This is a genomic window from Arachidicoccus rhizosphaerae (assembly GCF_900107765.1).
GTDB lineage: Bacteria > Bacteroidota > Bacteroidia > Chitinophagales > Chitinophagaceae > Arachidicoccus > Arachidicoccus rhizosphaerae.
The window spans coordinates 133,853-148,437 of sequence record NZ_FNQY01000005.1 but is presented as its reverse complement, the minus strand read 5'-3'; the positions used below and the strand labels follow the sequence as shown (position 1 = coordinate 148,437).

Here is a 14,585-nt window from a genome sequence, read left to right as displayed (position 1 = left end):
ATGAAGTGGCTGAGTACCGAAGGCTTCCAGGATCAATACAAACTTTTGAAAGGCTTACTTGCCCGCGGCAAAGGCAGCTTTCATTTCATCCAAATGCTTGATGAATTTATCAATATTGGCGTCATATCCGTAATGCTCCATGGATAAGGGTTTGCCATTTTCATCCAGGAACATGTAAAGCGGTTGTACCAGAACGCCAAAGGTAGAAATCTCATAGTCTTTATTCTTATCGCCCACGGTTGAGATGTATTTACCGTTTTTATCCGTATACTGCTGATCTACCGGCAGGCTGGAAGGCTCATCCACAAAGAGGCTGACCAGGACAAAATCATTTTTAATCCGGCTCAGCACTTTTGGATCACTCCAGACTTCGTTTTCCATTTTACGGCAGTTGGTACAGGAATGCCCCGTAAAGTCCAGCATGACAGGTTTATGAAGGATTTTGGCCGCGGCCAGTCCTTCATTGAGATCATAATAGGCACTCAGTCCGAAAGGTACGTGCAGCTTATCGGTGTAAAGTTTTGGCGCCGCCGGACGGGCACTGTTAAAATGAGCGGTATCCGAGCTGCCGGAGGCGCCTGCACTGGTTGAGGCACCATCAATTTTATACTGCAGGGCGTTCAGGTCAAAATCCTGCGTAGTTACCGGAGGCAGCAGGCCGCTCATGGCCTTAAGTGGAGCGCCCCACATGCCGGGTATAAGATACATCCCGAAAGTAAGAAAGATAATAGCGAAAAACAGTCTGGGAATGCTGATAAATTTAAGCTCGCTGTCGTGGGAGAACTTGAGTTTTCCCAGCAGATAAAAACCGGTCAACAGCGAAAGCACGATCCAGATGGCCAGGAAGATTTCTCGATCCAGCAGGTGCCATCCGTAGATCTGATCAACCATGGATAAAAACTTCATCGCCAAGGCCAGTTCGATAAAGCCAAAAACGACTTTCACACTGTTCAGCCAACCGCCGCTTTTGGGCAGCACATGCAGCAGCGTCGGGAAAAAGGCAAATAAAGAAAAGGGAATCGCCAGTCCGGCGCTTAGTCCCAGCATGCCGATGACGGCCGCAGAGCCGGCGTGGGCGGAGCTGGCTGTACTTACCTGTGCCAGCAGGCTGCCGACAAAGGGACCTGTGCAGGAAAAAGAAACGATGACCAGGGTGAGCGCCATAAAGAATATGCCAATCATACCGCCGCCACTGGCTTTTTTGTCCGCCTTAGTAGCCCAGCTACTGGGTAGCGTCAGTTCAAACCCGCCAAAAAAGGAGATGGCGAAGATGACAAAAATGGCAAAAAACAAAAGATTGGCGATAGCGCTCGTAGCGATGGTATACATAATATCATCCCCGAATACTTTTGTCAGTATAAAAGTGGGAACGGTATAAATTAATATAATAGAGACAGAATAGATAAGCGCATTGCGGATGCCTTCAGATTTACTGCTGCTGCGTTTTAAAAAGAAGCTGACCGTCACCGGGATCAACGGGAATACGCAAGGAGTGAATACCGCAATCAGCCCTGCTATTAGTCCGACCCAGAATATCTTCAGCAAAGATCCTTCCGGGTTGATGTCACTACTAGCAGCGGCGGCTACCTGAGGCTGCTGCGTTCCCTGGTTGGCCTTCTGAATGGCACCGCCTTTTTTTAAAGGGGCTACAAAAGCATATTCCCCGCTGGGGAATTCATCTTTATTTTTTGCGAGCCAGGTAAAGTTGCCGGTAAAAGTGGCTTCCTGGGTGGAAGCGATATGCAGGGGAAGTTCAAAAACGGCGCTGTCTGTATAATAATGTAGTGTACTGCCTAAATCCGGGGCGTCTACAGATTGCAGATTGCCTTTTTCCGTCACCGTATCTGCCGTATTAAGGAATGCTTTGAGAGAACTGTCCAGCGTCAGGGTAGATATAAAGGCATCCTCTGTGGAAAATTTACGGGTGCTCATCAGCATATTGCCTTTGCTGATGACAGCTTTTATCTGTAAAATGGCAGTTGAATCGCTGTTTCTGAGGACCGATGTGGAAAACGCAACGGGCTGCTGACCGGAGTTCTGGGCCAATACTGCACCGCTTAGACCGACGCTTAACAGCAGCAGGAAAAATAAAATGTATGTACGCATAAATTGTAAGATCTATATAATATGAAGTCTGTTTACCTTGTACAGTTGGCAAGGTCTGAATAATTTATGATAATTCATCACACTTGTGCCAGTGCTTGCTTATTGATTATGCCACAAAATTAAAAAGGTTTGTCCGTATAGCTTACGAACAAACCTTAAAATTATAATTTAAAGGGTATCTCGGGTTTCCTGGGAGATACTAAGTGGTTTGGCTATTATTTAAGCGCGACGGAGAATTTGGAACTGCTGGGAGGCAGACATTCATGGTCATTACATACCATATAATTTACTTCTCCGGCAAGGTTGGTCTTAACACCGCCTTTGACCTTTACAATCTGAGTAAAACTCACTTTATCGGCATAATATTTTACGTCCATGTCGAAGTTCTTGTCATGAACCGTCTGCATTTTACCAGATTCCTTTGTTTTGCCTACCAGGGTTACCAGTGGGTTTTTAGTAAAGGAGAAACTTGTCGGCACGGGCCCGCCATCGCCTATGTTTTGGGAATAAATATGCCAGGGGGCAGGAACGGAGGCAGTAATCGTCACTTTATACTGACCTGCGTCTACTTTCTCGGCTGAAGAAGTCCATTTTACAGGGGACTGCTGGGCGAAGCTAAGGACAGCCATAAAAGCCAGTACAAGTGTTGCTGTTAATTTTTTCATCATTGTTTCGTTTTAAAAAATTACATTGTCTTATCATCTAATCCATTCATATGCAGGAATTTGCCAATGGGTAAATTCCTGCCATGCAGGCGTAGATAAATTATAGACCAAAGATAGTCAAACTTGTTTAATAGGAAGGTCCGGCTGACGTTAAGTAAAATCCTAATTTTTACTTATTCTGATATAAGTATCTGAAAATTACCGTATTTGTAAATAATGATAGCCCGCTTATGGCGGGCTATCATTAACGGAACCGTCTTTGTCCCGTCTCATCTAAATCATTTATAGACTTTCCTGTCCATTTATCAGGGGACGGCAGCTTTTGCAGATGCTGCCGCTCATTTTCCTTTAAAGCAAGCCGAGCAGTTCAAATACTTTTTTTCCGTCTTCATTGCCCAGGGTAGCAGAAACTGCTCTTTCCGGGTGGGGCATCATCCCAAATACATTTCCTTCTTTATTTCTGATACCGGCAATATTTCTGACAGCGCCGTTCGGGTTGGCGGATTCTACCACATTACCCTGCTCATCACAATAATAGAATAATACCTGATTATTGGCTTCCAGCTCATCCAGCGTCTTTTCATCTGCCTGGAAACGGCCGTCGCCATGTGCCACCGGGATCAGCAGCGGTTCTCCGCCCGGGGTTTTCAGGTAATTGTTCTTGCAGACAAACTGACGATGCGCATTCATGGTCAGTACACCTGGCAGCAGGTGGCTCTCACAAAGAATCTGGAATCCGTTACAAACGCCCAGGACTTTACCGCCTTTTGCGGCAAATTCTATCACGCTTTGCATCATAGGGCTGAAGCGGGCGATGGCACCGCAACGCAGATAGTCACCAAAGGAAAAGCCTCCGGGTAGTACAATGCAGTCCTCTGTAGTAAACCCGTCCAGGGATTTATCCTTGTGCCAGAGTGCCCTGACTTCTTTATTCAGGTCATTTTGCAAGGCATCCAGCATATCGTGATCACAGTTAGATCCGGGGAATACTACTACTCCAAATTTCATTGTAGAATTTTTAAGTTTAAACGTAATGATTGAGTTATCAGGACGCTGTTTGCCGGACGAGGTGCGGTCTTCGGCTGCCTTAAACAACCTTGGGTTTAACTCGGGTCAGCAGCTCCGCTGATGCTCGCGTGCAAAGTTAAAAGATTTCAGGGTATTTACCGAGTGCGCTGCTTCTTATTAGCGGGGTAAATATAAAAATTATGTTTTAGGTAATAAGGCCCAGCCGTTAAAGGAGTAAAACCATGCGGAAAATATCAGCAGCCAGAAAAGAACCGCTAAGATGACTTTTTGCTGGTTATAATAAAATAAATTGCCGGCGATAGCGGCTGCAGCCGGCATCAGCAGCAGGGCTGCCGCCCAGCCGGCACCCGCCAGGGTAAAGGGGGCGGGGATAAAAAACAGCACCATTAAAAACAGAATAATCCAGCATTTTCTAGCCAGGATCAATAACTTATGCATGTTAGCCTGCAGATAAGAGAAACCGCCGATCACACAGATCAGTATCAGGGAAAAACAGCCGATTAAAGTGCCTTTTTGACTGAGGTCCAGTTTATACAGACCGAGCCTTGGCAGATAGAGCTGTACATGACTGAACTGGTCAAAAAAATATAAATAGGCGCCCAGAAAATAAAGCGGGAGTGCGGTTCCGATGATATAAGTGATTAACTGGGTAAATTTGAAGGGACGAATAATCATGATGCCGATCAGCATGATTAGAATCAGCGGATAGGCCGGTGGATAAAGTAAGATGGCAATACCGGTTACCAGTCCGATATTAAATACGACGGCTCCCGCTTTTGCCGTATGGTAAAGCTGGCAGAGTAAATGAATTAGCCAGATGATTAAAATATTAATGACCAGGGCTTCACTGATGACACACCACTGTGGAAGTAAGCCAGTGAATAATATATAACACATGGCTACCGTAAAATTAGTATGGGCAAAGAGCTTATGATTGCCCAGTATATAATTGAGCCGGAGTGCCTGAATGACTATCAGCGCATGGTAAATCATGGCCAGCACTAATGTCGGCCAGTCTATGATATATTTCAAAAGCGGTGCCAGCAGCATGTTATCTGTCGATACCACTACCTGGGGGGAGTGGATGAAAAATTTTGCATGCACCACTACACTGAGCAGCATTAATCTAAATACGCCGATACTGGTTTTTTCTTTAAAGAGGCTAACCACAGTTATTCATTCTTTTAAGGGCAAATATAGCTTATGCAACCCAACTCACCCGTTCAGGGACAATAAATTATCTTGTCTAAAACAAACGGTTGTGAGTATCAAATTGGCCGATAATTGAAAACGGTTTTGTATTTTTGCCGTTTGTCAGCATATTTTGCTGACGGCAAATAAATTATTCAGTAAGGTATAACCACATGAGTAAAAATAATATCAACAAGGTTTCTTTAGCTGGCCTTGTGATAGCCCTGGGGATCATCTATGGAGATATCGGAACTTCTCCGTTGTATGTATTAAAGGCCATTCTAAACCATGATCTGATACCTTCGGGAAGATTTCCTGAACTGATTATAGGGGGCATTTCCTGTATTATCTGGACACTGACCCTTCAGACAACCATTAAATATGTAGTGCTGACTTTACGTGCTGACAACAGAGGTGAAGGCGGCATTTTTAGTTTATATGCACTGGTAAGACGACAAAAGAAATGGCTGGTCGTACCTGCCATGATCGGAGGCGCCGCACTATTAGCCGATGGCATCATTACGCCGCCGGTAACCGTTACTTCCGCTATTGAAGGGCTGGAGCTGATACCCGCTTTTGCCGGCATCACCCGGGAAATGATCGTATTAATCGTGATGTCGATTATTTGCGTGTTGTTTTTCATGCAGCAGTTCGGGACCTATAATATCGGGAAGATGTTCGGGCCCATTATGCTGGCCTGGTTTGTCATGATGGCCCTGTTAGGCGGCAGCCATTTAATGGATAATCTGGGTGTACTGAAGGCATTTAATCCTTATTACGCGATCCGGCTATTAATTGATTATCCGGGCGGTTTCTGGTTACTGGGCGCCGTATTTTTGTGTACCACCGGGGCGGAAGCGCTTTACTCGGACTTGGGGCACTGCGGCAGAAAGAACATCTATGTAACCTGGGTGTTCGTTAAAATATGCCTGATAATGAATTATTTAGGACAGGGGTCCTGGTTGCTGGCACAGTATAAAGAAGGACAGCTGGATCTGGGCCGCAATCCTTTTTTTGCGGTAATGCCCGACAGTTTCAGGCTGGTAGGGATATTAATAGCCACAGCGGCAGCGGTCATTGCTTCGCAGGCACTGATATCCGGGTCCTTTACCCTGATATCCGAAGCCCTCCGGCTGAACCTCTGGCCTAAAATGAAGATTAAATATCCTTCGGAAGAAAAAGGACAGGTGTATATTCCGGGAATTAATACTTTGCTCTGGATCGGGTGTCTGGCCATCGTGCTGCATTTTCAGGAGTCCTCCAAGATGGAAGCCGCCTACGGTCTTGCCATCACCCTTTGTATGATCAGCACCTCTATTTTATTTGCCAATTATTTGATCGGCAAAAGGATTAAAAAGGTATGGGTAGCGCTTTATCTGCTGGTGTATCTGGTGATTGAATTATCCTTTCTGGGCGCCAATCTGAATAAATTCCCTCATGGCGGTTATGTGGCCATTATTGTCGGTGGGATTTTATTCGGCGTTATGTATGTCTGGTTCAGAAGCCGTAAGATTAAAAACCGTTATGTGGAGTTTGTCCGGCTGGAGCATTATGTGCCCATGATTCAGGAACTGAGTAATGATAAGACGATTCCCATGTATTCCACGCATCTGGTGTACATGACCAGCGCCAATAATCCTAAGGAGATTGAACATAAGATTATTTACTCCATACTGAACCGCAAACCCAAAAGAGCGGATATATATTGGTTTGTACACGTAGATATTGTGGATGATCCATATACGACGGAGTTTATCGTAGAACATATCATCCCTAATGATATTATCCGGGTGGAATTTAGGCTCGGTTTCCGGGTGGAACAAAAAATCCAGCTGATGATGAAAAGGGTGGTGGAAGAGCTGTATGCCAATAAGGAAGTGAATATCACCAGCCGGTATGAGAGTCTGGAAAGAAATAATATAAGTGGTGATTTTCAGTTTGTTGTACTTGAGAAATTCTTGTCCAATGACAATGAACTGCCTTTCTTTGAAAAACTCATCATGCGCTATTATTTCTGGCTTAAAAAGATATCGCTGGGAGAAGAAAAAGGCTTCGGACTGGACTCCAGCTATGTCCAGGTCGAGAAATTTCCGCTCATTGTCTCTCCGACCCGCAGTCTGCATTTAAAGCGGATTTATCCGGAAGGAGAAGAGTAGAGCGCTGAGCCGGGGGGAAAACCCCTATAATTTATTCGAATTATTTTTTTGTGGTAAAATCTTTGTAACTTACGGGTGTTATTATTGGTTTTTGTGAGCAGGCTTCAGCATCACGAGCCTTGTAACAGGCGCCGGATATGACAGATTATAGGCGCTGTGTTTAATTACAGGATTACGGGGTCAACTGAAGGTTTCCTAATTAATGTATTCACTTTAAAAGACCAGTTTATGTCCAAACAAGTATTACTGAGGATTGCCCAGATCCTGATTGCCGTCCCCTTTGCCTATTTTGGAATCAGTCACCTCATGGCCGGAAGTGCCATGGCGCCGATGGTGCCTTTTCCGCCAGCCACTTTCTGGGTCTATTTTACAGGGATCGCACAGCTGCTGGCAGCGCTGGCCTTTGTCCTGAATATCCAGGTCCGGCTGGCAGCCTTGTTATTAGCCCTTTATTTACTGATTATCCTGATCAGTATCCAGATTCCGGGGGCGATTCATAAAACCGGGGATCCGATGATGCTGGTTAAAGATATCGGGCTTTTGGGCGGAGCTATTTTACTGGCTGCTGCGCATACGCCGGGAAAATACCTGGAAAAAAGGGATATCCTCTGATGTGTACCGGTTCTTTTAAGCTTGGCGGGGGCGGGACGGGTATTTGTTAATTTTCTCCGTTTAACGCATAGGGGAGCCGCATCTGGTGGCAATGACTTTGTCAAAACAGGCGAATTTTAAAGAAAATCCGCTGTAATTCAGCCTGCAATCAACCGGGGGTAAAAACTAATTTGTGTATTCAGATATAAATTTTTACCTTTGTGCGCCTAAATTTGAGAGAATGAATTACCGACGTGCATACGAAATAGCCTTTGTAGGCCTTAAACCGGGAGTTCATGATTTTGAATATAAGGTGGATGACCAGTTTTTTGAGCATTACGGACCGCAGGATTTTGAAAATTGTCATGCGGAAATCAAGGTTAAGCTGGAAAAAACATCCTCTTTGATCTTATTAAAGTTTGATATATCCGGAACGGTAGATGTTCAATGCGACAGATGCGCCAATACGATTACCAAAGAGCTCTGGGATGAGTTTAATGTCGTCGTTAAAATGGTAGATGAGCCGGATCAGATGAATGAACAGGAAGAAGATCCGGATATATTCTATATAGGATATCAGGAAAGTCACCTGCATCTGGCAGACTGGATTTATGAATTTGTCAATCTGAGTATCCCGATACAGCGGTTCTGTTCGGAAGATCCGGAGGATAATTCAAAATGTAACCAGGAAGTAATTGAAAGACTGGCCCAGATGAAGCAAAGAGCCCTGCAAAATGACTCTTCTGATCTCTGGAAAGATCTGGATAAATTAAAAGGACTGGAGGGTAATTCGCCTAATTAAGCGCTACACTCCGAAGTATATAAAAAGAAGTATAACAATTAAAAAAACAGAATAGTCATGCCAAATCCTAAACGCAGACACTCTCAACAACGCAGCGCAAAAAGAAGAACTCATTATGTTGCTGAAGAAGTGACTTTAAGCAAAGACGCCACCACTGGTGAAACGCATGTACGTCATCGTGCACACGTTAGCGAAGGCAAATTGTATTACAAAGGCAAACTGGTTGCTGAAAAAGCTCCCCTGAAAGCCTAAGCAAATAGGGTAAAGCCCTGCAAAACGCAAATACTTACCGGGTTCTAAGGCTGGATACTATCAGCGGCAGGCTGCAGTGGCAGCGTGCTCTTTTAGGAATCTTCTCATTGGCGTGTTAAGTGGATGATGCGACGATGGAAGCGCTTGAAAGGAAATATTCCTTTTAAGGCTTTCCTGTAAGACAGACGCCTTTTGAGAGATGTTTTGGCTGGAACAACAATTATATTAGCCCCTTACATTCCCTTGCCGGTCAAGCGGGTGGGTTGTAAGGGGAAATAATTTGGTGAGTTTAAGCAATTTTGTAAATTCGCAGGGAGGGGATTGGCACTCCGTTTAAGGCAGTATGATCTGATGCATTACTGTTGAATCAGGGGCTGCCACTCTCGCTTAATAACGATGGTAGGCAAATACCATGGTTATTTACATTTCAACAAAAACCTGAAACGTGTCTGACATCAACATTGGAATAGATATGATGGGTGGCGATTATGCACCCTCTGAAGCTGTAAAAGGCGTTGCGCTGTATCTTAACGATGACTCCAAAACATGTCTGATCTATTGCATCGGTAATGAAGCAGAAATCCAGCCCCTGCTGGATAGTTGCGGTATTGCCGCCGATCCGCGTATTAAGGTGGTTCATGCGGCCCAGACCATCGGGTATAATGAACATCCCACCAAGGCCTTAAAGGAAAAACCTGAATCTTCCATAGCGGTCGGGTTTCATTTGCTGGCCACAGGAAAAATCCATGCTTTTATCAGTGCAGGTAATACCGGCGCCATGCTGGTAGGGGCCATGTATACCATTAAATCCATTGAAGGAGTCCTCAGGCCTACCATCCCAAGCCTGGTGCCTAAGTTAAACGGCGCTAACGGTCTGTTGGTAGACGTAGGACTGAACGCGGACTGCAAGCCTGAACAACTCAATCAGTTTGCGATTCTTGGCAGCGCCTATGCCAGTAATGTGCTGCAGATTGACAATCCTAAAGTTGCCTTGCTGAATGTCGGCGAGGAAGCGGAAAAGGGTAATTTGCTTTGCCAGGCTACTTATCCTTTATTGAAGGAAAATACCGCTATTAACTTTGTCGGTAATATTGAAAGCAGGGATTTGTTTAAAGATAAAGCGGACGTTATTGTCTGCGACGGCTTTACCGGTAATATTGTACTGAAAATGGCGGAATCCATTTACGAGATTGCTGCTGAAAGACAATTGGAAAACGACAGTTTCTTAAGCCGTTTCCATTATGAAAATTACGGGGGTACACCCATACTGGGCATTGATAAACCTGTTATCATTGGTCATGGTATCAGCAATGACAAGGCCTTTAGTAATATGATTATCCAGGCAGAACAGATGATTGCTTCTGCGTTCTGTTCCAAAATCAAGAGCCTGTTTAAAGCCTAGAATCTTCTCTCTTTAGTATTAGTGTATATTTGCCGGGAATATATGGTGAATCTGCCGAGTTCTGCCAGCGGAACTTTCTGTTCATGCATAAAGCCATCAACTGTTCCGGTTCATTGCAATTACGCAACTTTATTGGCATCTTCCATTGTTTATTTGGTGAGTATGGTGTATTTTCGGGTTACATCAACCTGAAATTTAAATGCAAAGGCTGTCTTTTTTATCCTGCACTTTATTATTGGTTTGCTGTTTTGCTGTAAACAGTCAGGCTCAGAAAATAAAACCGCCAACCATGGGTTGGTGCAGTTGGTACCAGTATGATGTACATATCAGTGATACCGCTATCAGGAAGCAGGCGGCAGCCATGAAAAGCTCCGGATTACTGGCGGCAGGTTATAACTATATTAATATCGATGACGGTTATTTTGAAGGCCGTGCCCCGGGCGGCCAGCTGATGGAAGATAGGGCAAAGTTTCCACTGGGGATGAAAGCCACCGTTGACTTTATACATAGTCTGGGGATGAAGGCCGGTATTTATTCTGATGGCGGCTGTAATACCTGCGGCTCTATCTGGAACAATGACAAAAAGGGGATAGGCGTTGGTTTATATGGCCATGTCCTGCAGGACGCCACTTTGTTTTTTAAAAACTGGGGCTTTGACTATATCAAAGTAGACTGGTGTGGTGGTAAGGTATTAAAGCTGGATGAGAAAACGACTTATTTAAACATTATCGACACCATGAGAATGGTAAAACCGGATGTGGTGTTTAATCTTTGCCGGTGGCAATTCCCGGGTATCTGGGCCATTAAAGCGGCAGATAGCTGGCGCATGTCTGCGGACATTCATAATAATTTTAAAGAGATTCAGCATATTATTGATCTGAATGCCAATTTATGGCAATACGTAAGTCCCGGCCATTATAATGATATGGATATGCTGCAGGTAGGGCGTGGGCTGACTGACGAGGAAGATAAAACGCATTTCTCCATGTGGTGTATGCTGACCTCGCCCTTAATGATTAGCTGTGATGTGGCTAATATAAGTGCGGCGTCTAAAGAGATTCTGACCAATCAGGAACTGATTGCCATTGATCAGGATCCGGGCTTCCGGCAAGCGAAAAGACTCATCCATCAGGACCTGGGCTGCGTCGATGTCTTTGTAAAACCGCTGGGTAAAAAATCAAAACAATGGGCGATTGCCATTATGAACAGGTCGGATTCAGCAGTGCGCTATCATCTTGAACCCAATTTAATAGGACTGAAAGGGGATGAAAAACTGCGTGACCTTTGGCGTCATCAGGATATGGGCCGTCTGGACAAATTGGGCACTATTACGCTGCCTGCACATGGTATCCAGGTATTCAGAACGCTGGAGTAAACTAAAAACCTTGAATAATTGATTTTATTATCAGGGCTCCCTTAAAATGTATTTTAGCTGAAACGCCTGACAGGCTTACCTTTAACTGCTTGTCAGCAGGTAGTATTTGCGCGTATTTCAGCGTTAAATTTAATTGTTGTACCTTTGCGGAGCAATCGGGGCCGGTGTTCTGTTAATGACAATTAAAAATGCCGCTTTATTGAATTGCATTTTGATTTTGGATAAGCCTTCAGGCTGGGCTTCGGTTTATTCTATTTTTTTAAGTGTCACGCACCTTATTTCTTTATCCTCCCAGCATCCGCATAGTTTGATGCCTGTAAACATTATATAGCTGGTATTGCTATTCAGGTATTTTGCTTTTATCTATAGGTAGCGTGTTTTAACAAGTGGCAGCTTTAATTAAATGATGTAAATAATAGGTTATCCTATTATGATGCATTGCTTTGAGCCGTCCAAAATATCATGAAAGATTTACGTGTAATTACGCCGGAAACGGTACTCTCTGAACAGGAGATTGCTAAGTTAACCTCATTTTTATTCGATCATCTGGAGCAGTATGGTGATGAGCCGTCTGCCATACAAAAAGCGATTTTGTACGCCAATGGCCATGATACCCCTGGCGGCTATATCCTGGAACTTTTAGACCAGCAGGAGCTGATCTCAGTGGCCGTCATTAATAAAACGGGTATGCGGGATTATATACCGGAAAATATCCTGGTTTATCTGGCTACCCATAAAGACAGAAGAGGACAGGGACTGGGTAGTCAGTTAATGGAACAGATGACGCAGCTGGTAAAGGGCGATATAGCCCTGCATGTTGAACCGGATAATCCGGCAAAAAAACTCTACGAGAAATTCGGCTTTTCCAACAAGTATTTAGAAATGCGTTTAATTAAAAAATAATCATGGCTTTTATAACACTCAATAAGAAGAAACTAAAAGAGAACTATCAGAAGCTGGATGCATTATTTAAGAGCAGACATATAGACTGGGCAGTGGTCAGCAAACTGCTATGTGGGAATAAAAAATATCTGGAAGCCGTCATTGAACTGGGGGTGACCCAGATATGCGACTCCAGGGTGTCGAATCTAAAAGCTATCAAGGCCATTAACCCTGCGATAGAGACGGTCTTTATCAAGCCCCCGGCAAAACGCTCCATAAGCGGTGTGGTGGATTTTGCCGATATCAGTTTTAATACCGAGCTGGAGACGATACGGCTGCTCTCGGATGCAGCCGTTCAAAGAGGTAAGATTCATAAGGTCGTTATCATGATCGAGCTCGGCGAGTTAAGAGAAGGAGTGATGCGGGAGCATCTGGTTGACTTTTACAGCGACATCTTTAAATTGCCGGGCATTGAAGTAATCGGGATCGGCACGAACCTTACCTGTATGTACGGGGTACTGCCCAATCATGACAAACTGATTCAGCTTTGTATTTATAAACAGCTGATTGAAACCAAATTCAACAGGAAGATACCCTATGTCTCTGGCGGCGCTTCGGTTACCATTCCGTTGATAGAAAACGGCCTTTTGCCGGCAGGGGTGAATCATTTCAGGGTGGGAGAGACTTTGTATCTGGGAACCGATGTGTATCATAACACTACTTTTGACCAGATGCATAATGACGTATTTAAACTGTATGCAGAAGTCATAGAAGTCAATGAAAAGCCTATGGTGCCCATGGGGGAACTGGGGCACAATCTGACGGGAGACGTATTAGCGTTTGATCAGCATAGCGCCCAGCAAAGTGCGCACAGAGCCATTGTGGATGTTGGCCTGCTGGATATAGAAAAGGAGCATTTTGAGCCGGTTAGAAAGGATATGCAGATTGTCGGTTCAAGCTCCGATATGACGGTCATTGACCTGGGGCAAAATGAACAGGGGATCAAAACAGGCGATCTGATAGAATTTAAAATGGATTATATGGGGATTTTAAGAATTATGCATTCCAGATATATTGACAAGAAATTTGAGCAGGAGATAAAACCTGAAGTGGCCTGAGGGGCGTTTGCCCTCAATACCAGGTTTTGACGGTTTTAACAAAGCAGTAAAATTGTCCATATGCTATATCTGGTTGATTTTTAATCTCTTTTGAGGAGCAGGCCCCGCCTGCTCCTTTTTTCAACGCTCTTGGTATGTTTTTTGGATTTTAGCTTACCTGATTCAATGTGTAAGGCAAACAAACGGATCTTATTATCTAAAAAACAGTTTATGAATTTATTAGAAAATCATACAAATCGTAATACACCGCTGGGGCAGCGTCAACAGCCGGCCCGGGTTGGAGTCGTAACCACAGATAAATCCCAGTGGAATACCGGAGTTAAGTATAAATGGATATTCTGGCTGGTATGCCTGATAAGTGCCGTTATTTTACTAGCTTCCTGTAAAGGAAATGGCAATAGTTCAGAAGCCGTAAATGCGGCCGATACCGCCGGTCTGGCGGCATTTAATGCCCAGAAAGCAGCGGACTCCGCTGCCGCCTTAGAGGAGCAGCAGTCCTCCGCTGCCCATAACAATTCGGGTGAAAGCCGTCAGTCTTATACCTCAACCGTAACGGACAACGGCAATAATGGCAATGACGAAGGTTCAGGCGCTGTAAAATCCATCAATGATGATAACAGCGGTAATTACAGCGATGATAATAGTGCGGGTTCCGTCGCCTCAGCAGATCAGAGTGAGGCTGGCAGTTCCAGCTCGGAAGCCACCACTGCCAAGAAGAAAAAATTCAGCAGTGCTGCCAAAGGTGCGCTGATAGGTGCCGGTTCCGGAGCCGTTGTAGGAGCTGTTGTGGCTAAGAAAAACCGCGGATTAGGTGCCGTTATTGGTGCCGCAGTAGGCGGAGGTGCCGGTTATGGCATCGGTAAACATAAAGACAATAAAAAAGCCAAGGAAGGACAGTAGTCAGAAGGTATGCATCAATGTATCCGGATTAAATGAATATAGGCCATAAAATCTGACACTGAAATTTATTATAGAATAAAAGAGAGTCGATTTAGGTTTGTTGGGAGGTCAGGTTC

General features: G+C 44.5%; 13 protein-coding genes. 9 read left to right on the top strand and 4 right to left on the bottom strand.

Features of this window, described 5'->3' with window-relative positions:
- Positions 1 to 54 precede the first annotated feature (54 nt).
- From BLU80_RS06185 to BLU80_RS06170, 4 genes are all read right to left on the bottom strand, one after another.
- Positions 55 to 2,106: a protein-disulfide reductase DsbD family protein gene (locus BLU80_RS06185; RefSeq protein ID WP_091395170.1), complete on the bottom strand. Its 2,052-nt coding sequence runs from the start codon at positions 2,104 to 2,106 to the stop codon at positions 55 to 57.
- A gap of 215 nt (positions 2,107 to 2,321) precedes the next feature.
- The gene (locus BLU80_RS06180) at positions 2,322 to 2,774 is read right to left on the bottom strand and encodes a protein-disulfide reductase DsbD domain-containing protein (RefSeq protein WP_091395166.1); all 453 of its coding nucleotides are present in this window, start codon (positions 2,772 to 2,774) and stop codon (positions 2,322 to 2,324) included.
- Between the two features lie 345 nt (positions 2,775 to 3,119).
- Positions 3,120 to 3,779, bottom strand: a complete 660-nt coding sequence (purQ, locus tag BLU80_RS06175) for a phosphoribosylformylglycinamidine synthase subunit PurQ (RefSeq protein WP_091395164.1) — start codon at positions 3,777 to 3,779, stop codon at positions 3,120 to 3,122.
- Positions 3,780 to 3,977: 198 nt separating this feature from the next.
- The gene (locus tag BLU80_RS06170; RefSeq protein ID WP_091395161.1) at positions 3,978 to 4,970 is read right to left on the bottom strand and encodes a hypothetical protein; all 993 of its coding nucleotides are present in this window, start codon (positions 4,968 to 4,970) and stop codon (positions 3,978 to 3,980) included.
- A gap of 194 nt (positions 4,971 to 5,164) precedes the next feature.
- On the opposite strand from BLU80_RS06170, the gene BLU80_RS06165 reads away from it, so the two are divergent.
- The 9 genes from BLU80_RS06165 to BLU80_RS06120 all read left to right on the top strand — a co-directional run bounded on the left by BLU80_RS06165 (position 5,165) and on the right by BLU80_RS06120 (position 14,469).
- Positions 5,165 to 7,147, top strand: coding sequence for a KUP/HAK/KT family potassium transporter (locus tag BLU80_RS06165; RefSeq protein WP_091395157.1), 1,983 nt, complete (start codon positions 5,165 to 5,167; stop codon positions 7,145 to 7,147).
- 228 nt (positions 7,148 to 7,375) lie between these two features.
- Positions 7,376 to 7,759: a DoxX family membrane protein gene (locus BLU80_RS06160; protein ID WP_091395154.1), complete on the top strand. Its 384-nt coding sequence runs from the start codon at positions 7,376 to 7,378 to the stop codon at positions 7,757 to 7,759.
- Positions 7,760 to 7,979: 220 nt separating this feature from the next.
- On the top strand, positions 7,980 to 8,540 hold the full coding sequence (locus BLU80_RS06155) for a YceD family protein (protein WP_091395151.1): 561 nt from the start codon (positions 7,980 to 7,982) through the stop codon (positions 8,538 to 8,540).
- A gap of 57 nt (positions 8,541 to 8,597) precedes the next feature.
- On the top strand, positions 8,598 to 8,792 hold the full coding sequence (gene rpmF, locus BLU80_RS06150; RefSeq protein WP_091395148.1) for a 50S ribosomal protein L32: 195 nt from the start codon (positions 8,598 to 8,600) through the stop codon (positions 8,790 to 8,792).
- Between the two features lie 445 nt (positions 8,793 to 9,237).
- Entirely contained in the window at positions 9,238 to 10,194 is a 957-nt protein-coding gene (gene plsX, locus BLU80_RS06145) for a phosphate acyltransferase PlsX (RefSeq protein WP_244518772.1), read from the top strand.
- A gap of 289 nt (positions 10,195 to 10,483) precedes the next feature.
- Positions 10,484 to 11,569 carry a glycoside hydrolase family 27 protein gene (locus BLU80_RS06140; protein ID WP_211481766.1) on the top strand — a complete coding sequence of 362 codons (1,086 nt, stop codon included), beginning with the start codon at positions 10,484 to 10,486 and terminating at the stop codon, positions 11,567 to 11,569.
- 462 nt (positions 11,570 to 12,031) lie between these two features.
- Entirely contained in the window at positions 12,032 to 12,472 is a 441-nt protein-coding gene (locus tag BLU80_RS06130) for a GNAT family N-acetyltransferase (protein ID WP_091395139.1), read from the top strand.
- 2 nt (positions 12,473 to 12,474) lie between these two features.
- Positions 12,475 to 13,569: an alanine racemase gene (locus BLU80_RS06125; RefSeq protein ID WP_091395136.1), complete on the top strand. Its 1,095-nt coding sequence runs from the start codon at positions 12,475 to 12,477 to the stop codon at positions 13,567 to 13,569.
- A 210-nt stretch (positions 13,570 to 13,779) separates the two neighbouring features.
- On the top strand, positions 13,780 to 14,469 hold the full coding sequence (locus BLU80_RS06120) for a YMGG-like glycine zipper-containing protein (protein ID WP_091395132.1): 690 nt from the start codon (positions 13,780 to 13,782) through the stop codon (positions 14,467 to 14,469).
- Positions 14,470 to 14,585: the final 116 nt, after the last annotated feature.